This window comes from Gudongella sp. QWL-04 (genome assembly GCF_058683975.1).
In genome coordinates this window covers 838928-858868 of record NZ_CM178754.1, presented here as the reverse complement: position 1 = coordinate 858868, position 19941 = coordinate 838928, and the positions used below count along the sequence as shown (strand labels likewise).

General features: G+C 40.6%; 19 protein-coding genes. All 19 read left to right on the top strand.

The window, feature by feature from the left end; genetic code table 11:
* Nucleotides 1-27: 27 nt before the first annotated feature.
* Nucleotides 28-489 (top strand): ribosome maturation factor RimP, encoded by a 462-nt coding sequence (rimP, locus tag AC4PHB_RS04335; RefSeq protein ID WP_492137417.1) that lies wholly within the window; start codon nt 28-30, stop codon nt 487-489.
* A gap of 14 nt (nt 490-503) precedes the next feature.
* Nucleotides 504-1568, top strand: coding sequence for a transcription termination factor NusA (gene nusA, locus AC4PHB_RS04330; RefSeq protein WP_492137416.1), 1065 nt, complete (start codon nt 504-506; stop codon nt 1566-1568).
* Nucleotides 1565-1828: an RNase P modulator RnpM gene (rnpM, locus tag AC4PHB_RS04325; protein WP_492137415.1), complete on the top strand. Its 264-nt coding sequence runs from the start codon at nt 1565-1567 to the stop codon at nt 1826-1828. The genes nusA and rnpM overlap by 4 nt, the downstream gene beginning before the upstream one ends.
* Before the next feature lie 33 nt (nt 1829-1861).
* Entirely contained in the window at nt 1862-3952 is a 2091-nt protein-coding gene (gene infB / locus AC4PHB_RS04320) for a translation initiation factor IF-2 (protein ID WP_492137414.1), read from the top strand.
* Between the two features lie 11 nt (nt 3953-3963).
* Entirely contained in the window at nt 3964-4344 is a 381-nt protein-coding gene (gene rbfA, locus AC4PHB_RS04315) for a 30S ribosome-binding factor RbfA (RefSeq protein ID WP_492137413.1), read from the top strand.
* Nucleotides 4331-5299, top strand: a complete 969-nt coding sequence (locus AC4PHB_RS04310) for a DHH family phosphoesterase (protein ID WP_492137412.1) — start codon at nt 4331-4333, stop codon at nt 5297-5299. Before rbfA ends, AC4PHB_RS04310 begins: the two co-directional genes overlap by 14 nt.
* The gene (gene truB / locus AC4PHB_RS04305; protein ID WP_492137411.1) at nt 5227-6204 is read left to right on the top strand and encodes a tRNA pseudouridine(55) synthase TruB; all 978 of its coding nucleotides are present in this window, start codon (nt 5227-5229) and stop codon (nt 6202-6204) included. The genes AC4PHB_RS04310 and truB overlap by 73 nt, the downstream gene beginning before the upstream one ends.
* A gap of 5 nt (nt 6205-6209) precedes the next feature.
* Nucleotides 6210-7139: a bifunctional riboflavin kinase/FAD synthetase gene (locus tag AC4PHB_RS04300; protein ID WP_492137410.1), complete on the top strand. Its 930-nt coding sequence runs from the start codon at nt 6210-6212 to the stop codon at nt 7137-7139.
* A gap of 103 nt (nt 7140-7242) precedes the next feature.
* On the top strand, nt 7243-7509 hold the full coding sequence (gene rpsO / locus AC4PHB_RS04295) for a 30S ribosomal protein S15 (protein WP_333687005.1): 267 nt from the start codon (nt 7243-7245) through the stop codon (nt 7507-7509).
* Between the two features lie 112 nt (nt 7510-7621).
* Entirely contained in the window at nt 7622-9730 is a 2109-nt protein-coding gene (locus AC4PHB_RS04290) for a polyribonucleotide nucleotidyltransferase (protein ID WP_492137409.1), read from the top strand.
* Between the two features lie 99 nt (nt 9731-9829).
* A complete protein-coding gene (locus AC4PHB_RS04285) occupies nt 9830-11128 on the top strand; it encodes a M16 family metallopeptidase (protein WP_492137408.1) in 1299 nt (432 codons plus the stop codon).
* Complete coding sequence (gene dut, locus AC4PHB_RS04280; RefSeq protein WP_492137407.1) at nt 11125-11556, top strand: dUTP diphosphatase; 432 nt, start codon at nt 11125-11127, stop codon at nt 11554-11556. The genes AC4PHB_RS04285 and dut overlap by 4 nt, the downstream gene beginning before the upstream one ends.
* Nucleotides 11557-11641: 85 nt before the next feature.
* Nucleotides 11642-12469, top strand: coding sequence for an undecaprenyl-diphosphate phosphatase (locus tag AC4PHB_RS04275; protein ID WP_492137406.1), 828 nt, complete (start codon nt 11642-11644; stop codon nt 12467-12469).
* 10 nt (nt 12470-12479) lie between these two features.
* Nucleotides 12480-14708, top strand: a complete 2229-nt coding sequence (locus AC4PHB_RS04270; RefSeq protein WP_492137405.1) for a DNA translocase FtsK 4TM domain-containing protein — start codon at nt 12480-12482, stop codon at nt 14706-14708.
* Nucleotides 14701-16038 (top strand): 30S ribosomal protein S12 methylthiotransferase RimO, encoded by a 1338-nt coding sequence (gene rimO, locus AC4PHB_RS04265; protein ID WP_492137404.1) that lies wholly within the window; start codon nt 14701-14703, stop codon nt 16036-16038. Before AC4PHB_RS04270 ends, rimO begins: the two co-directional genes overlap by 8 nt.
* The gene (gene pgsA, locus AC4PHB_RS04260; protein WP_492137403.1) at nt 16022-16567 is read left to right on the top strand and encodes a CDP-diacylglycerol--glycerol-3-phosphate 3-phosphatidyltransferase; all 546 of its coding nucleotides are present in this window, start codon (nt 16022-16024) and stop codon (nt 16565-16567) included. Before rimO ends, pgsA begins: the two co-directional genes overlap by 17 nt.
* 10 nt (nt 16568-16577) lie before the next feature.
* Nucleotides 16578-17822, top strand: coding sequence for a competence/damage-inducible protein A (locus AC4PHB_RS04255; RefSeq protein WP_492137402.1), 1245 nt, complete (start codon nt 16578-16580; stop codon nt 17820-17822).
* A 70-nt stretch (nt 17823-17892) separates the two neighbouring features.
* Nucleotides 17893-18918, top strand: a complete 1026-nt coding sequence (recA, locus tag AC4PHB_RS04250; RefSeq protein ID WP_492137401.1) for a recombinase RecA — start codon at nt 17893-17895, stop codon at nt 18916-18918.
* 47 nt (nt 18919-18965) lie between these two features.
* Nucleotides 18966-19937, top strand: a complete 972-nt coding sequence (locus AC4PHB_RS04245; RefSeq protein WP_492137400.1) for a metallophosphoesterase family protein — start codon at nt 18966-18968, stop codon at nt 19935-19937.
* The last annotated feature ends 4 nt before the right edge of the window (nt 19938-19941 follow it).

Genomic DNA, 19941 nt, shown 5'->3' with positions numbered 1-19941 from the left:
TCATGGACTGGTTTCAGGAGGTGGAACATGAGTAAAAAGGATATTCTATCAAATGTTAAAAGACTTGGAGAAGAACTGACCTCTCAGTTAGGGTATGAACTCGTCGATGTTGAGTACTTAAAGGAGCATGGTGATTATTTTCTTAGGATATACATCCATAAGCCGGGTGGCGTAAACCTGGATGACTGTCAGGCTATGAGTGAAAAATTGGGAGAAAAGCTTGACGAACTTGATCTTATAGATAAAGCATACTACCTAGAGGTATCTTCACCTGGTTTAGACAGACCTCTAAAAACAGATAAAGATCTTGAGAGAAATCTCGGCAAGGAGGTAGAGGTACATCTATATCAGGCTTTGGACGGGACAAAGAGGTATGAAGGAAATCTGGAAGCATATGATGATTCCGCAATATATATAAGAACTGCTGACAGAGAATATCGATTCCAAAGGGATGGAGTATCTCTGGTGCGCCTAACAATCAAATTTTAAGGAGGAAGAATGGGATGAATGTTGATTTTATCAACGCCCTGGAAGAAATAGAAAAAGAGAAGGGTATTACAAAGGATATAATATTTGATGCACTTGAGTCAGCACTAATATCCAGCTATAAGAAAAATTTCGGATCATCACAAAATGTTCTGGTAGAAATGAATAGAGATACAGGTGCAGTAAAGGTTTTTGCCACTAAGGATGTAGTTGCTGCAGACTCTATTGAGGATCCTCTGCTTCAGATATCATTGGATGATGCAAGACAGATAGACCCTGCCTATGAACTAGGTGAAGTAGTCAAGATGGAAATAACACCAAGAGACTTTGGAAGGATTGCAGCGCAAACAGCCAAGCAGGTCGTAATACAAAGAATCAAGGATGCAGAGAGAGATGTCATATTTGATGATTTTATCAATAGAGAAAATGAAATAATCACAGGACAGATACAGAGGATCTCTAAGAATAATGTGTACATCGACCTTGGCAAAACTGAAGGCATTCTGCCCCCTGCTGAACAAATCGAAGGAGAACAATACTCCCAGGGGCAAAGGCTTAAGCTTTTGATCCTGGAGGTCAAAAAGACCACGAAAGGACCACAGATAGTTCTTTCAAGGGCGAACACCGGATTGGTTAAGAGACTTTTTGAGCTGGAGGTCCCTGAGATAAGCGAAGGAATAGTAGAAATTTACTCAGTTTCACGAGAGGCGGGCTCAAGGACTAAAATTGCAGTTTACTCGAAGAATCCAGAAGTTGATCCCCTGGGAGCATGCGTCGGATTCAAAGGGGCAAGAGTGAAGGCAATCGTAGACGAATTAAGTGGAGAAAAAATTGATATTGTAATTTGGAGCAAAGACATAGGAGAGTTTATCGCAAATAGTCTAAGTCCTTCTAAGGTAGTTAAGGTAATCCCTAACGAAAAAGAAAAGTCAGCCCTTGTAGTTGTCCCTGACTACCAGCTTTCACTGGCAATAGGGAAGGAAGGACAAAATGCAAGACTTGCGGCAAAGCTTACAAATTGGAAGATAGATATTAAGTCTGAGGCCCAGTATGCTGAAATGGAGCGAGGAGTGATATCGTGAAAACGAAGAAGGTCCCGATGCGCAGATGCATCGCTTGTAACCAGATGAAGCCTAAGAAAGAGCTTATCAGAGTTGTGAAAAACAATGAAAATCAGGTAAGCGTTGACTTGACAGGAAAAGCTAACGGCAGGGGAGCTTATATATGTCCAACTCTGGAGTGCTTTGAAGAAGCTTACAAATCAAAGCGGTTCTCAAGAAATCTAGAAACCGAAATTACTGAGGAGATCTATATGAAGCTGAGGGAAGCAATTGAAAAGTAGAGGATCACCTTAATCAAACAGGAGGTGTCGTGTATGACAAAAGTTAGAGTATATGAGTTAGCCAAAGAACTTAATTTAAGCAGCAAAGAGCTGATGGAAAAAATTGAGGGATTAGACATTAAGATCAACAGCCATATGAGCTCAATAGAAGACGAAGAAGCTCAATTAATAAAAGAATTGCTTACAGAAGAAGAAAAGGCTCCTGAAGAGCCTATAAAGGAGATTGAAGAGGAAATCGAAGCTATAGATATAATAGAGGATGAAAAACCAGTAAAGAAAAAAGGTAAGAAAGACAACAAGGACAATAGAAAAAAGTTCCAATCACAACCTGAGATCCAAGCTCCTCCTGTGGAGCCAATTTCAAGGGAAATCAAAGCAATAGATATAGAGCCAGAGATCATAGTCAAGGACTTGGCAGAAAAGCTTGGAGTTAATCCTTCAAAGGTAATAACAAAGTTGATCGGTCTAGGAGTCATGGTAAACCAGAATCAGGCAGTAGATGGAGAGATAGCAGCACTGGTTGCAGATGAATTCGGCTTTGAGGCTAAGCTTCTGGAGCCTGTTGTTGAAAAAACCGAGGCTGAGCTTCTGGATTTTGAAGACGACCCGAAGAATCTTCAAACCAGACCTCCTGTCGTTACCGTAATGGGACACGTAGACCATGGTAAAACCTCGTTGCTTGATGCCATAAGGCATACTAACGTCACTGACAAGGAAGCTGGAGGCATAACTCAGCACATAGGTGCATATGCTGTAAATATTAACAACAGAAAAATAGTTTTCCTGGATACTCCAGGTCATGAGGCTTTTACATCTATGAGAGCCAGAGGAGCTAAGGTAACTGACGTAGCAATATTGGTAGTAGCTGCAGATGATGGCGTCATGCCTCAGACCATAGAAGCGATATCCCATGCAAAAGCAGCTGGAGTCCCAATAATCGTTGCTGTAAACAAAATCGACAAACCTGATGCCAATATGGATCGAGTAAAGCAGGAACTTGCCGACAACGGCCTTGTCCCTGAAGATTGGGGCGGAGATACGATAATTGCCCCTGTATCTGCTCTAAAGAAGCTTGGTATAGAGGAGTTACTGGAGATGATACTTCTTGTTGCTGATATGCAGGAGCTGAAGGCAAATCCCAATAGAAAAGCAGTCGGTACGATCATTGAAGCTCAGCTTGATAAAGGAATGGGACCTTTGGCAACTGTACTTGTTCAAAAGGGAACACTTGTTGTTGGAGACATGGTCGTTTCAGGAACAGCTAGCGGCAGGATCAGAGCTATGCTTGATGAAAAAGGCAGGAAGGTAAAGAAAGCTACGCCTTCTATTCCTGTTATGATACTTGGACTATCTGAGGTTCCTAATGCAGGCGATCAGCTCTTTGCAGTTGAATCCGAAAAAGAGGCAAGACATCTTGCCGATCTTAGAAAGAACGAACTTAGAGAAGTACAAATGAAACAATCCTCAAAGGTATCTCTTGATGACTTATTTGAAAGAATAAAAATGGGTGAGGTCAAGGATCTTAACCTTATAGTAAAGGGAGACGTCAGGGGATCTATTGAAGCACTTAACCAATCACTTAAAAAGCTGGACACAGAAGAGGTAAGAGTAAACTTGATCCATGGTGGAGTCGGCGGCATAACAGAAACTGACATAATGCTTGCTTCAGCATCAAATGCAATCGTAATCGGATTTAATGTCAGACCAAATCTTAATGCGATCGAGGTTGCCAAGAAAGAAAATGTAGATGTCAGGACCTATAGAATTATTTACGAAGCAATTGAGGATATCCAGGCAGCCGTAAAGGGTATGCATGCTCCAAAAATTGTAGAGGAGGTTCTGGGAAGAGCTCAGGTAAGAGCTACCTTCAGACTTCCAAATGGAAATACAATTGCTGGTATTTATGTAGTCAGTGGAAAGCTTACAAGGAATGCAAAAATTAGACTTCTCAGAGATGACGTCGTAATCTACGATGGATCGGTGTCATCCCTAAAGAGGTTCAAGGATGACGCCAGAGAAGTACTGACAGGCTTTGAAGCAGGGTTAGGTCTCGATAACTTCAACGATATCAAGGAAGGCGATAACCTTGAGGCCTATGTCATGAAGGAAGTAGAAATAGATTAGAGGTGTTATAAATGAACGACAAAAGGATCAATAGGATATCAGAGGAAGTTAGAAGGGTCGTTTCAGATCTTTTGCTAAGTGAGATTAAAGACCCCAGGATCAGCGGAATGCCCAGTGTAAATAAAGTGAATGTCACAAAGGATCTTAAGTTTGCAAAGATATATATATCTGTTTTAGGCAACGAAGAGGAAAAAGCCAATACAATAAAAGGGCTTGAAAGTGCCAAGGGTTTTATCAGAAAAGAAATTGGCAGGCGGATAGATCTCAGGCATGTCCCTGAACCATTGTTTTATCTGGATGAGACCATAGAGCAAGCTATCCATATGTCCAAGTTGATTGATGAGGTCAATAAAGATATACACGAAAGAGAAGCTGGTCATGATGAACAGTGAAAAATATGAGTTATTAAACGCAATTGAAAATAGCGATTCAATAGCAGTTGTTTCTCATATCAATCCCGACGGAGACAACCTAGGCTCATTATTGGGCTTGGGTATGTCTCTTGTCCAATTAGGAAAGGAAGTTGCTTTCATAAGAGCTGATATAGTTCCCGAGGACTATAAATTCCTCCCGGGAATCGAAAAACTTTCAGGGTACGGAACAATAATTGATGGTCTGGACTTACTGATCATTCTGGATTGCAGTGATCCAACCAGACTTGGCGAGAACCAAAGACTAATTGATGATGCCAAAATCGTCGTAAATATAGACCACCATATAAGCAATACAATGTTTGGAGATATCAAGCTCGTAGACCCAAAAGCATCATCTACAGGGGAGCTTGTTTTCGATATTATTCAGGAGCTTAAGCTGCCGGTAAATGAGGAAATTGCTACTTGCATTTATACAGCTATCACTACCGATACCGGTAGATTTTCATATCAAAGCGTTACTGCCAATACCCATAGGACAGCCGCAAGCCTATATGACATCGGGATCAATGGTTATGAAATAAATAAGAAACTATACCAGACAAGAAGTCTCAACCGTACAAGATTGTTTTCCAGAGCGATGGCAGAAATGGAGTTAATGTTTGAGGGTAGAGCAGCTGTTGTAAAGATTTCCAGGAAAATGCTCGAGGAAACTGGTTCTACAATGGAGGATACTGAGGGAATAGTTGAATTTCTAAGAGATACAGAATCAGTCGAAGCGGCATGTATTTTAAAGGAATTGGATGAAAACCAGATAAAGGCAAGTGTCAGGACTAAGGATCCGGTCGATGCCAATGAAATTTGCGGTGCATTTGGCGGCGGCGGCCATAACCGAGCCTCAGGATGTATTATATCAGGAACCTTGGAGGAAGCTGCAGCACAGATATCAGAAGAAATCAAAAGACACATAGAATGATAGGTGATCATTTGGACGGAGTTGTTAATTTCTTTAAACCTACAGGAATGTCATCTCATGATGCAGTATATTTTTTCAGGAGATTATTAGGGATCAAAAAAATCGGACACACCGGAACCCTTGATCCAATGGCCTCAGGAGTACTTCCAATTTGCATTGGTAAGGGTACTAGAATAGCAGAGTACCTGACCGACAGCCGTAAGGAATACATCGGGGAATTAACCTTAGGATCAAAGACAGATACCCTGGATTCAACTGGATCTATCTTGAACTCATCATCTCTACTGGCTGGAGAACCTGAAATCACCAAAGCATTTAATAACTATAAGGGTAAAATCAACCAGCTTCCTCCAATGTACTCTGCAAGGAAAGTAGAGGGGAAGAAGCTATATGAGCTAGCCAGACAGGGAATCGTATTGGATAGACAGGCAAGGGAAGTTGAGATATATGAAATGGAGATCCTTAAAATTCTTGAAAACCAAAGGATCATCTTCAGGACCAAGTGTTCAAAGGGGACGTATATTAGAACTATATGTGATGATATAGGCGATGCTTTAGGTACTTTTGGTCATATGAGTTTTCTATTGAGAACTCAAGTAGGAGGGTTTTTAATCAATAATTCACTGTGTATGGATACTCTAAAGAATTTCAATAAAGATGAATTAGAAAAAATTATAACTCCAATGGATAAGGCATTATCACACCTGCAAGCTGTAGAGCTTAATGTCGACAGGTACGAAAAACTAGTAAATGGTCTTTCAACGAGACTAGGTGCAATATATAACGATTACCCCAGGAACACTCCATTGAGAGTGTATTCGGGTAGTAGATTTGTTGGAATAGGAATACTCTCGGAAGATGGGAGCGATTTGTCCTTGAAAATGGAGAAGGTGCTTACAAGGTGACTACTATGAAAATAATCAATGTGGACAATACTAATGAAACCAGGTACAATACTGCTATTGCACTTGGAAACTTCGATGGAGTCCATATAGGACATCAAAAGCTGATCGAAACCATGCTGGAGCAGGCAAAGGAAAAGGAACTACTTCCTTCCATGCTAATTTTTGAGAATCACACCAAGTCTTTTGTATATGGCAATGGACCCAGGCTTTTAAGCACGAATTCTCAAAAAAATGAATTTTTAGAAAAACTAGGTGTACGTAATCTTTACACCATGAGGTTTGATGAACACATCATGACCCTTTCACCTGAGGACTTTGTGAAGGAGATATTGATAAACAAGCTAAGCTGCTCTCTAGTCGTTGTTGGGACTGACTACCGGTTTGGTCACAAGGCCTCGGGTAATGTGGGCATGCTAAAGGATATAGGCAAGAGACTGGGAATGCAGGTCAGGGTAGTTGAGCCTGTCTATTATAAGGAAGAAATAGTAAGCAGTACATTAATAAGGCATTTGCTCTCCGAGGGCAACATCAAGGATGCCAACAGACTTCTTGGCAGACCTTTTGGCATAGTGGGAGAGGTAGTAAACGGAAAAGGTCTTGGGAAGCGCCTCGGTGTTCCAACTGCCAACATGAGACCTGCCGGTAAGTATGTAGTACCAAGGAAGGGTGTATATAGAACGATTACCCGGGTCAACGGCAGATATTACCCTAGTGCTACAAATGTTGGAACAAATCCAACCTTCAGCGAACATGAGTTAAAGGTGGAGACATATATCCTCGATTTTGATCAATCGATCTATGGGCTGGAAATAGAAGTATTCTTCATGGAATATATAAGACCTGAAATAAAATTTGACAATACAGAGGATCTTAAACTCAAAATGGAGGAGGATATAGCTTATATCAGATCAAAATCCAATTTACAACTGATATGAGTTATGATATAATTTCTGTGTTAAGGAGTACCGTTGCTGAGCTTTTCGTACCTCGACGAGTGCGCGGCAATCGGTGGATAAATAATTTTGGAGGTGCAGTAAAATGTTAAACAAGATCGAAAAAGATCAAATCATCGAGCAGTATAAAATGCATGAAGGGGACACTGGTTCTCCAGAGGTTCAAATAGCTCTGCTGACACACAGAATCAACTCAGTCAATGAGCATTTGCAGTCCCACAAGAAAGATCATCACTCAAGAAGAGGTCTTCTAAAAATGGTAGGTCAAAGAAGAAATCTTCTTAGATACTTGCAGAACAAAGATATTGAGAGATATCGTTCATTAATTGAGAAGTTAGGTATCAGAGGTTAATTAGAGCGGGTTATCCCGCTCTATTAGTTTATTATGATAAGGTTGCCAAAGCAGGCTTCCAACAATATTGACACAAATACATTGACATATAGAAATCAAAAGGAGGTATTTTATGGAGAAAAAATTCCATTATATGCTTGCCGGAAAGGAATTGACAGTAACGATCGGGAAACTCGCTGAACAAGCCAGTGGTGCTTGTATGGTCCAGTATGGAGATACAGTTACTGTAGTTACGGCAACGCAGTCAAAAAAACCAAGAGAAGGTATTGACTTCTTTCCATTAAGCTGTGATTATGAAGAGAAGCTCTATGCTGTTGGAAAGATCCCAGGAGGATTCATCAAACGAGAAGGAAGACCAAGCGAAAAGGCGATCTTGTCTTCACGTTTAATAGACAGACCTATAAGACCATTGTTCCCTGATGGATTCAGAAATGACGTTCAGGTAGTTGCTACGGTAATGAGCGTAGACCAGGACACTAGCCCTGAAATTGTAGCAATGATAGGATCATCTATAGCATTGTCGATATCAGATATTCCTTTCCAGGGGCCCACGGGCTCAGTTTTGGTTGGAATAATCGAAGGAGAAATAGTTATCAACCCAAACAGCGAGCAAAGGGAGAAATCAGACCTACATTTGGTCGTCTCAGGCACCAAGGATGCTATCATGATGGTTGAAGCAGGTGCTCAGTTCATAACTGAGGAAACAATGCTTAAAGCCATACTGACAGGACATGAGGAAATAAAGAGGATTTGCCACTTTATTGATGAAATCGTCGCAGAATGTGGCAAGGAGAAGGTGCATTATCAGCTTTTCAATCCGGATGCAGAGGTTGAATCAAAGGTAAGAGAGCTTTCAACCGCAAAGCTGGCTGAGGCATTGAATACTGTTGATAAAGCTCAGAGAGACAATAAGGTTACTGCTGTTGAGGAAGAAACTACTGAAGCATTGCTTGAAATATTCCCTGACAAGCAGAAGGATATTGCTGATGTACTTGATAAGATAATTAAGGAACAGGTTAGAAAGCTAATTACCGAAGAAGGCAAGAGACCCGACAACAGAGGTCTGGATGAGATTAGACCAATCAGTTCGGAGATTGGGCTGCTACCAAGAACCCATGGGTCTGGCCTTTTCAATAGAGGACAGACACAAGTCCTTACAATAGCAACACTCGGAGCTTCAGGAGACGTTCAGATAATTGACGGTCTTGGCGAAGAGGAGTCAAAAAGATATATGCATCACTACAACTTCCCTGCATTTTCGGTGGGGGAAACAAGACCAATGAGGGGTCCTGGTAGAAGAGAAATTGGGCACGGGGCACTTGCTGAAAGAGCCCTTGAGCCAGTAATCCCTCCGGAAAGCGAGTTCCCTTATACTCTAAGACTAGTTTCAGAGGTGTTGAGCTCTAATGGTTCAACTTCTCAAGCCAGTGTTTGTGGAAGTACCTTGGCACTAATGGATGCCGGAGTACCAATAAAAGCACCAGTAGCTGGAATAGCAATGGGCCTAATAAAGAATGAGGATAAGGTAGCCATTCTAACCGACATTCAAGGCCTGGAGGACCATCTAGGAGACATGGACTTCAAGGTAGCAGGTACAAGAGGTGGCATAACTGCAATCCAAATGGACATCAAAATATCTGGGATAGATGAACCAATCCTTAAGGAAGCTCTTGAAAAAGCCAGGATAGGAAGGTTGTACATCCTCGATAAAATGGAAGAAACGATCAAGACCCCTAGGACTGAGCTATCTCCATACGCTCCAAGAATCCACACACTACAGATCAATCCTGATAAGATTAGAGACATTATAGGCCCTGGAGGAAAGGTAATCAACAGGATCATAGATGAGACCGGCGTCAAGATAGACATAGAAGACGACGGAAGAGTTGCTATAGTATCCAATGACGGAGAGGGAGCTAAGAAAGCAATCCAGATGATAATGGATATAGTCAAAGAAGTTGAAGCTGGTGAGATATACACAGGTAAGGTCACCAAGATTATGAACTTTGGAGCTTTTGTTGAGGTGCTGAATGGCAAGGAAGGACTTGTTCACATTTCGCAGCTGGCAAAGGAAAGAGTAAATAAAGTGGAGGACGTAGTCAAGGTTGGCGATGAGATCACCGTTAAAGTAATGGAGATCGATAGTCAGGGAAGAATAAACCTTTCAAGGAAAGTTCTTCTGAAAGATGAACCTCCAAAGGAAAATACTGAAGATAAGTAGAGATAAGACATGAACCGATTCGGTTCATGTTTATTTCTGTTTAAAACCAGCCACTAAACTGTTAAAATAGTGTTATAGACTAATTTTTCGGAGGAAAAGATGTTTAATATCAGAACTTTGGACAACGGAATAAGAACCATAATGCAAAGAGTGCCTTACTTAAATTCGATTACTCTAGGCATTATCATAGAAAGCGGATCTTTTTATGAAGATAAAAATAATAATGGTGTGTCTCATTTTATTGAGCATATGCTGTTTAAGGGAACCAAGAACCGCAGCGCAAGACAGATCGCTGAAGCAATAGATGATATAGGTGGACAGATCAATGCCTTCACTAGCAAAGAACACACATGCTATTATGCAAAGGTGCTTAGTGATCACCTGCCAATTGCTGTTGATGTACTAAGTGATATGCTGATCAACTCCACCTTCGATGAAAATGAAATAGAAAAGGAAAAGGGTGTAATAATCGAAGAAATAAACATGTACCAGGACTTTCCAGAGGATCTCGCATTCGAGCTCCTAAATGAGCTTCTTTATGACAAGATGAGCTTGGCAATGCCGATACTTGGAACTGAGAAAACTGTAAAATCCTTCACAAAGGATCAGATCTTGAATTATTTTTTTGAAAAGTACGATCCAAAAAGAATGGTAATCGCAGCAGCTGGAAACCTTGATGAAGAAGAAGCTCATAACTTGCTGAATGAGAGATTTGGTAGCTTCAATGCTGATCTTTCTCCTAAAAATAGCCCAGTTACACCTTCTTATGACTACGCTCCCTCATTAAAGCTTGACGGGTTTGTCAAGGATATTGAACAAATGAATATTTGCCTTGGCTTTACTGGACCCTCAACTTATTCAGACGATATATTCCCCTTGATGGTTGTAAATAACATACTAGGCGGAACAATGAGCTCAAGACTGTTTCAGGAAATAAGAGAGAACCTGGGACTTGTTTATAATATAGAATCGTCTATTACCTCATATAATGGTGCAGGGATGCTATCTATATACTTAGCTCTTAACAGCGATCAAGTATATAGAGTCGCAAAACTAATAAGAATTGAATTGGATAAAATAAAAACAGAGTATATCAGTGAAGTCGAGCTAAATAAATCAAAGGAGCACTTGAAAGGAAGCTATATATTGAGTCTTGAGAGCTCTTTTAATAAAATGTATGAAATGGGCAAGTGCCTTCTCCACGACAAAAAAATAGAGACTCCAGAGGATGTTATGAAGCATATAAACGAAGTCGATATGGATTCAGTCATCAGAGTTATCAATAAGTATATCGACTGGAAGCACTTAAATGTATCCTATGTAGGTAATGTTAAAAATAAAGTTGCTTTTGAGAAACAGCTAGCTTCAATTTTATTTGAAGGAGAGATGATCCAATGAAAGTAAAAATTGTCAATAAGGGAAGTCTACATTTGCCTGAGTATAAAACGCAAGGTGCATCGGGAGTAGATCTCATGGCAAATTTAAGCGAGCCTGTTCTCCTGAAGCCGCTTGAGAGATACCTGGTCCCCACTGGATTATTTGTTGAGATACCTGAGGGGTATGAGGCTCAAATAAGGGGAAGGAGCGGTCTTGCAATAAACAGTGGTATATCCCTTGCAAACGGTATTGGAACCATTGATAGTGATTACCGAGGAGAGATAAAGGTCATACTTATAAACCTTGGCACAGAACCCTTTGAGATAAAACACGGCGATAGAATTGCTCAAATGGTGCTCTGTAAATATGAAAAGATCGATTTTCAATTAGTAGAAGAGCTTAATGATACTGAGAGAGGAAATAATGGATTCGGCCATACAGGTCTATAGATGTTTATCCATTGTTGTGTAATACGAGTAAAGTTCTAATACTGTGATATAATTGAAATTAACAAACGTTGGGAGGATACAGAAATTGAGTTGGTTTGAAGCTATAGTTATGGGAATATTTCAGGGAGTGGCAGAGTTTTTGCCCATTAGCAGCTCTGGTCATCTTGCATTATTGCAATATCTGTTCGATATAAAGGAGGGTAATCTCTTTTTCACTGAGATGCTACATTTTGGCACTTTGATATCAATATTCATTGTTTATTTCAAGGACATTGCTAGAATAATTTATGAGTTTATAATGCTGATTGGATCGATAATGAAAAGGAAAAGAATCGGTAAACTGACAAAGCACCAGTGGTTTGGGTTGCTTATCATTATCGGCTCGATCCCTACTGCAGTAATAGGCTTGACCTTCAAGGATTTTTTTGAATCCCTTTACACTTCGATAATACCAATAGGTATTGCATTTATTGTAACAGGTTTTCTTTTATGGATCGCAGAAAAAAGAGGAAACGAAGGCAAGGATGTAAAAGATGTAAAATTGATCGATGCAATTCTCATAGGGATTTTTCAGGGAATTGCGATCATCCCGGGGATATCCAGATCTGGTTCAACTATTGTAGGCGGACTTTTCAGAGGATTGAAAAAGCCAGTAGCAACTGAATTTTCGTTTCTGCTTGCTTTGCCTGCAACATTTGGAGCATTCCTATTAGGGATGAAGGACGTAGTTAAAGGAGGAGAGGCTTTTATAAACGGACCACTGGTTCTTGGTGTAATCCTCTCAGCTATTACTGGCTTATTTGCAATTAAAGCACTGATAAAGCTCTTAAACAATAATAAGCTCAAATATTTCTCATACTATCTGTGGGCTCTTGGAACACTGACTATCGTTATGGGATTTGTAAACAATTAGAGGTGACGTAATGGGGAAAAAAGCAAAACCCAAGGATAATAACACGAAAATAAAGAAACCGGCAGTGGACAAGCTTGGCTTGGACATAATAGGTATACTCGTCATAGGAGTAGGGGTGGTCATGCTGTTTAGCCTGTTCAGTACAAGAATGGGAATTATAGGTGAAATAATAAATGGTACTACCTTTTCTTTGATGGGCTTTGGAGGTTATTTCCTGCCACTTTTCATAATTGGTTCGGGAATAATACTATTGTTGGAAAGATTTGACAGGATCCAACTTAGGATACTTATTGCCTTGATAATTATATACTTAAGCTTTCTCATCGTTTTGGACGGAATAAACATGGATTCTTCAAGCTTGATTGAAAGGATAAAATCAGGACTGGAGCTGTCTCGTGCCAATAGAGGCGGAGGAATTTTAGGGAGCTTCTTCGGATTTTTTTTCTATAAACTTTTTGGTTCAGTCGGAACTTATGTCGTTCTAGCCTTTTCAATAACAGCTAGCTTACTGATAATCACAAATCTTACTGTAAAGGAAGCGTTAAAGAAAGCCAGAAGCATAAGGGTCATAAAGCCTGTTGAGCCGGTCAAGGAGATTGAATCGAGAAGGCAAGCTCCTGCAAATCCGGAGCGATTTCTTGAGGAAAAGGCCGAGGTAATAAGAATCAGCGATTACACCAAAAGCCAACAGCACTCAGAGGTCGTTGAAAAAGAAAAGAAGGAATCATTACCTAAAATACCAAGGGAACAACTAGTTAAGGAAGCTCAGACTATAGACTCGGAAATCAAGGTAAAAAACGAAAAAGCTGTTAAGATATACTACAAGACTCCACCTATAAGCTTGCTTCAGTCACCAACAGCAAAGGCTGAAGGAAACAACAGGAAAGATATCCTCAATAATGCAAGAATAATCGAAGAAACCATGAGAAACTTCGGTATCGAGGCAACAGTCTCACACATCAACGTTGGACCTACAATTACCTGCTATGAGCTTTCGCCAGCACCCGGGATCAAGCTAAGCAGGATAGTATCACTATCGGATAATATATCTCTAAGCCTAGCTTCGTCTGATATCAGGATAGAAGCTCCTATACCTGGAAAGGCAGCAGTAGGCATTGAGGTTCCAAATAAAACAAAGGATATGGTTTTATTCAAGGAACTGATCCAATCGAAGGAATTCGCGGATTCTAAGTCGGACATTCCACTTGTCCTGGGAAAAGATATAACTGGAAATGTTGTAATTTCAACCATAGATAAAATGCCTCATCTTTTGATAGCTGGAGCTACTGGGTCCGGAAAAAGCGTTTGTATCAACTCAATAATTATGGGGCTACTATACAAAAGCTCTCCGGAGGATCTGAAAATGCTACTGATAGACCCAAAAGTCGTTGAGCTGAGCGTATACAACGGTATCCCACATTTGCTAATACCGGTAGTAACTGACGCCAAAAAGTCTGCATTTGCCCTAAACTGGGCAGTTGGAGAGATGGAGAGACGTTATAAGCTCTTTGCAAAGAGTAATGTAAGAGACATTCAATCCTATAATGAGAAGCATTCAACCGATGGAGATAAACTACCTAAAATATTGATAATAATTGATGAGCTTGCAGACCTAATGATGGTTGCGGCCCAGGAGATAGAGGATTATATAGCCCGTCTTGCCCAAATGGCCAGAGCTGCGGGTATGTATTTAATTGTAGCTACCCAGAGACCATCTGTAGATGTAATCACTGGAACGATCAAAGCTAACATACCGTCCAGAGTCAGTTTCGCTGTTTCCTCACAGGTTGACTCCCGAACTATACTCGATATGGCTGGAGCTGAAAAACTTCTTGGACAGGGAGATATGCTATTTTATCCATCAAGCTACTCCAAACCAGTAAGACTTCAAGGTGCGTTCATTTCGAACAACGAGGTGGAGAGAGTTGTCGGATACCTGCAGGAACAAAATATGTCCAACTATGATGAAGATATTATGGATGTAGTTCAAAATTCAAAGCAGTTAAGCTACGATGAAGGGGATGACCTTCTCCCAGAGGCTATTAAGCTTGTGGTTGCAGAGGGAGTGGCATCGATTTCGCTTTTACAAAGAAAGCTTAAGATAGGATATGCCAGAGCAGCTAGACTTATCGATGATATGGAGGAAAGAGGGGTAGTCGGAGGCTATGAGGGAAGCAAGCCCAGAAAAGTACTGATTACTGAAATAGAATTAGAAGATTGGGAGAGTGCAGATGAGTAGAAAGAAAGTAAATATAGTAACTCTTGGATGCTCAAAGAATGAGGTTGATTCAGAGCTGATGCAGGGAATACTCGATAAAGAAGTCTTTGAATATGTTGATGGACCAGAAGATGCAAATATCATAATCGTAAATACCTGTGGATTCATAGAGGCAGCAAAAGAGGAGTCAATAGATACCATTTTATCTATGGCGCAGTATAAAACTGAAGGCAGCTGTGAAGGACTGATCTTAGCAGGTTGTATGGCTCAACGTTATTCCAAGGAGCTTTTAGATGAGCTCCCTGAAGTAGATGCAGTAATAGGAACAGGGAATATTAAAAACATCAACATGGTTCTTGAAAGAATAAACAAGGGTGAAAAAATTATTTCAACGGATAATATTGACTCGGAATACCTCGAAAAAGTTGAGAGAGAAGTTACAAGTCCAGTGGCATACGTAAGGATATCAGAAGGCTGTGACAATTTATGTACCTACTGCATAATCCCACAGCTTCGTGGTAGACATAGGAGCAGAAAATTTGAAGACATCGTTGAGGAGGTCTCCGATTTAGCAGAAAAAGGTGTTCGAGAGATAATTCTAATCGCACAGAATACGTCTGATTATGGAATAGATATTTATAATGAGTATAAGCTGGGATATCTTTTGGATAAACTTAATTCTATCGAAGAAGTAGAACTTATTAGACTACTCTACGTTTATCCGGATAATATAAATGAAGAGCTGATCGATAGCATGAAAAGAAATGCTAAGGTCGCCAAATATCTTGATATTCCTCTTCAGCATGCAAGTGACAGGATACTTAAGCTTATGAACAGAAAGACAACTAGAAGAGAAATCACTGATACAATATTAAGGCTGAGGGATAAGTTACCGGGATTGATTCTGAGAACAACCTTTATTGTTGGCTTCCCAGGTGAAACAGATGAGGATTTCAACGAGCTATGTGATTTTGTAGAAGAAATCAAATTTGACAAGCTTGGAGTCTTTGCATACTCTCGTGAAGAGAACACGCCCGCATTCTCATTACCTGATCAGATAGACGAAAAGATAAAAGAACAACGCAAGGAGAGGATCATGGAGCTTCAGTTAAAAATATCAGAGGAGCTTATGAGCCGCAAAGTAGGAAATACTTATAATGTAATGATCGAGGAGCTCGCTGAAGAGGGACTTTACGTAGGAAGAAGCTATATGGACAGTCCGGAGATAGATGGGGTATTTTACGTAAAGAGCAGCAGAGAGCTGGAACTTGGAGAAATAGTCAAGGCAGAGGCTGTTGAATATTTAGAATATGATTTGATTGGGGAGCTTAGAGATGAATCTGGCCAATAAGATCACCCTTTTAAGGGTTTTGCTGGTACCTGTATTTGTTGTTGTCTTTTATCTTGATATACCCTTCAACAGCTATTTAGCAGCAGCTATATTTATAATAGCTTCATTGACGGATGCACTTGATGGCCATATAGCAAGGAGCAGAAATCTGATCACCAATTTCGGAAAGTTTGCAGATCCCCTTGCAGATAAGGTGCTGGCAGCTGCTGCTCTAATAGTCCTCGTAGGCGCTGGGAAGGCACCAGCCTGGATAGTTATAGTTATAATCGCCAGAGAGTTTGCTATCAGCGGATTTAGAATAATTGCAGCATCTGAGGGGATAACTATAGCAGCCAGCAAGTGGGGAAAGGCTAAGACGGTTTCGCAGCTTTCAGCTATCATACTGCTTCTGATGAATAACCTGCCCTTCAGTTATCTCAGGATCCCAATGGATATCATAATGCTCTATCTAGCACTTATACTGACAATAATATCCGGTGCTGACTACATTATAAAAAATCATCACATTCTTAGTTCAGGGGACAGGTAGGTGGATAAGCATGATAACTGAGATAATTGCCGTAGGAACGGAAATAACTCTAGGAAGCATAGTAAATACGAATGCGGTATACCTCGCAAAGCGTCTATCAGAGATGGGCTTTGAGGTTTGTTATCACACGTCAGTTGATGATGATCATGAAAGACTCTCCTGCGTTTTATCGAACGCTGTTGCCAGAGCAGATATGATCATCCTTACCGGGGGACTTGGGCCAACTGAGGATGACTTGACTAAAGAGACGGTTGCCAATGTGTTGGGACGTGAAATGATTTCGGATATATCTATCGAGGAGCAGATCAAGAATATTTTTACCTACTCCAACAGACCAATGCCAAATAATAATCTTAAACAAGCCAAGAAACCTGAAGGAGCAGAATTCATTCCTAATCTAAAGGGTACTGCACCTGGAATATTTATTAAACATAAAGGTAAAGTAATAGTACTCCTTCCAGGTCCACCACAAGAAATGATCCCGATGTTTGAGGACTATGTTACTCAATTGATCAAGGGCGACCTTCAAATATCAATACGCTCAATAAATACTATAGGCATGGGTGAATCTTCTCTGGAGGAGATCCTCAGAGAAATGGATTTCAATATTCCCGGGTTTACTGTAAATACCTATGCAAGTCTTGGTACAGTCGAAATAAAGATCGTTGGTAAGGGAAATGACAAGGAAGAATTGGAGCGAAATTCAAAAATCCTTTTAAAAAGAATAACCGAACGACTTGGAGATATTGTCTATGGATTTGACAACATAACAGTTGAAGAAGCTGTATTGAAGAGGCTTGAAGAAAATAATCTTATGCTGGCAGTCGCAGAGTCGGTAACTGGGGGCGAGATTTCAAGACGTATTACACGGATCCCAGGAGCCTCGAGGAATTTCGTCTCTGGCATAATCGCATATTCTGAAGCATCCAAGGTGAGAGAACTCAATGTAAGCAAAGAGACGCTCGAGAAATTTGGTGCTGTGAGCCCTGAGACAGCAGAGGAAATGGCTAGAAATCTACTAAATCGTGAGGGAGTTGACGTCGCAGTTTCTACTACAGGCTTTGCAGGACCTTCCTCTGGCGAAGGGAAACCGGTAGGGCTTGTGTATATATGTGTAGCTGACAAAACTAAAGTAGAGATTTTTGAGAGGATTTTTACAGGTGACAGAAATGCTATACAGGATAGGGCTGCGAGTCTTGCACTAGCTAATCTCCACAAATTTTTGAATAATCCGTTGACTAGATGTTGTCAATAGTGTAACATTAACATATAGAACTAATGTTCGAGAAACGGAAAGGGGTGAATCCAGTTTAACTGGAATTATTATGGCAGACATCAATGAAAGAAAGAAAGCTCTTGACCTGGCATTAAGCCAAATCGAAAAGCAATTTGGAAAAGGCTCTATAATGAAGCTTGGAGAAGGTACTCAAATGAACATGGAGTACATATCCACAGGATCTCTTGATCTGGATATCGCATTGGGTATTGGCGGTGTACCAAGAGGAAGAATAATTGAGATATACGGGCCTGAATCATCTGGTAAGACGACCATAGCCCTGCACGTTATTGCTGAGGCACAAAAAAATGGGGGTATAGCAGCTTTCATAGATGCTGAACATGCTCTTGATCCTGGGTATGCAAAAAAACTAGGGGTCGATATTGAGAATCTGGTCATCTCACAACCAGATACCGGTGAGCAGGCGCTCGAGATAACAGAGGCACTTGTAAGGAGCAGCGCAATAGATGTCGTTGTCATAGACTCTGTAGCAGCTCTTGTCCCGAGAGCTGAGATAGAAGGTGAAATGGGAGATTCACATGTCGGACTACAAGCCAGGCTTATGTCACAAGCCCTTAGGAAGCTAGCTGGAGCCATCAATAAATCTAATACGACTTGTATTTTCATAAATCAACTTAGGGAGAAGGTAGGGGTAATGTTTGGGAATCCTGAGACGACCTCAGGAGGAAGAGCATTAAAATTCTATGCAAGTGTTCGTCTTGATGTTAGAAGGATCGACTCTATCAAGCAAGGAGATGAGGTTGTCGGAAACAGAACCCGAGTAAAGGTTGTAAAAAATAAAGTAGCACCGCCATTTAAACAGGCTGAATTCGACATAATGTATGGTCAGGGGATTTCCAGAGAAGGCAGTCTTTTGGACACAGGAGTGATGGCTGGTATCATCCAAAAATCAGGTTCATGGTATAGCTATAATGACGAAAAACTAGGTCAGGGTCGTGAAAATGCAAAGGAATTTATACGAGAAAATCCAAGGCTTTATCAGGAAATCGACAAGCTAGTTAGACTGAAGTTTGGACTTATAAAGGATGCTGAAACTCCGGCCATTCAAGAATAGAAGATACAAACCTCCTTTAAAAGGAGGTTTTATGTTAGGAGATAGCTATGAGATTTATATATTTCACAGATACCCACATTAGAGGCTCAAATCCTAAGAATAGAACTGACGACTTCATCAGGACTCTGGAGGTCAAATTCACGGAGATCGCAAGACTGGTCAAAGAAAAGAATGTTGATTTTGTTATCCATGGGGGCGACCTCTTTGACAGGCCTGATATATCAATTTCCGTTGTAACAAGGTTTGCCGGAATACTTAAGTTAATCGAAAAACCTATCTTTATTGTTAGCGGAAACCACGACATTTTTGGTCATAACCCTGATACTCTGGACAGGACCATGCTCGGGTTGCTGAGAAGCTTTGATTTTCTCCAGGTGCTGGAAAAGGATTCTCCAATTATAGTAGAAAAGGATGGAATGGCCGTCCAACTCTCAGGAGTTCCTTATTCGTATGATGTTGACTCTGATCCAAGTTCATATATCCTGAAGAAAATCGATGACCGTGCAGCCTACTCCATTAACGTTGTTCACGGGATGCTATTGGACAAACCATTTGTAAAGGGTATACCATATACACTTATAGATGATATTATTGAGACCAAGGCTGATATTACTCTCTCGGGTCACTATCATGCAGGATATCAGACTATAATTAGAGACGGAAAATATTTCGTCAATCCTGGAAGTTTGGTGAGGGTGACCAATAGCTTAAAGGAAATTGAAAGAATGCCCAAGATCGTATTAATAGAGCTAAACAGCTCATCCATAGCAATTGAGGAATTATACCTTGAATCAGCTAAACCAGGACATGAGGTGTTGGATAGGACAGCGCTTGAAAATGGTGTTTTTAGAAGTGAGCGTATAGTTGAATTCAAACAATCCATAGATGCAGCCTTAGACTTTGAAAAGCTGGACATAAACGATCTCATCACAGAGGTAGCTTTAGCAGAGAATGTACCAAAGAGAATTCGCGAAGAAGCTCTAAAAAGACTGACTGATGTTCAAATGAAAAGCCTATAGGTAG

Excerpts from the sequence above, each read along its gene's own strand:
- infB (WP_492137414.1), top strand. The coding sequence starts at position 1,862 with ATGACAAAAGTTAGAGTATATGAGTTAGCCAAAGAACTTAATTTAAGC.
- AC4PHB_RS04300 (WP_492137410.1), top strand. The coding sequence starts at position 6,210 with ATGAAAATAATCAATGTGGACAATACTAATGAAACCAGGTACAATACT.
- AC4PHB_RS04290 (WP_492137409.1), top strand. The coding sequence starts at position 7,622 with ATGGAGAAAAAATTCCATTATATGCTTGCCGGAAAGGAATTGACAGTA.
- rimO (WP_492137404.1), top strand. The coding sequence starts at position 14,701 with ATGAGTAGAAAGAAAGTAAATATAGTAACTCTTGGATGCTCAAAGAAT.
- recA (WP_492137401.1), top strand. The coding sequence starts at position 17,893 with ATGGCAGACATCAATGAAAGAAAGAAAGCTCTTGACCTGGCATTAAGC.
- AC4PHB_RS04255 (WP_492137402.1), top strand. The coding sequence starts at position 16,578 with ATGATAACTGAGATAATTGCCGTAGGAACGGAAATAACTCTAGGAAGC.
- dut (WP_492137407.1), top strand. The coding sequence starts at position 11,125 with ATGAAAGTAAAAATTGTCAATAAGGGAAGTCTACATTTGCCTGAGTAT.
- truB (WP_492137411.1), top strand. The coding sequence starts at position 5,227 with ATGTATTATATCAGGAACCTTGGAGGAAGCTGCAGCACAGATATCAGA.
- AC4PHB_RS04285 (WP_492137408.1), top strand. The coding sequence starts at position 9,830 with ATGTTTAATATCAGAACTTTGGACAACGGAATAAGAACCATAATGCAA.
- AC4PHB_RS04270 (WP_492137405.1), top strand. The coding sequence starts at position 12,480 with ATGGGGAAAAAAGCAAAACCCAAGGATAATAACACGAAAATAAAGAAA.
- rpsO (WP_333687005.1), top strand. The coding sequence starts at position 7,243 with ATGTTAAACAAGATCGAAAAAGATCAAATCATCGAGCAGTATAAAATG.
- nusA (WP_492137416.1), top strand. The coding sequence starts at position 504 with ATGAATGTTGATTTTATCAACGCCCTGGAAGAAATAGAAAAAGAGAAG.
- pgsA (WP_492137403.1), top strand. The coding sequence starts at position 16,022 with ATGAATCTGGCCAATAAGATCACCCTTTTAAGGGTTTTGCTGGTACCT.
- rimP (WP_492137417.1), top strand. The coding sequence starts at position 28 with ATGAGTAAAAAGGATATTCTATCAAATGTTAAAAGACTTGGAGAAGAA.
- rbfA (WP_492137413.1), top strand. The coding sequence starts at position 3,964 with ATGAACGACAAAAGGATCAATAGGATATCAGAGGAAGTTAGAAGGGTC.
- AC4PHB_RS04245 (WP_492137400.1), top strand. The coding sequence starts at position 18,966 with ATGAGATTTATATATTTCACAGATACCCACATTAGAGGCTCAAATCCT.
- AC4PHB_RS04310 (WP_492137412.1), top strand. The coding sequence starts at position 4,331 with ATGATGAACAGTGAAAAATATGAGTTATTAAACGCAATTGAAAATAGC.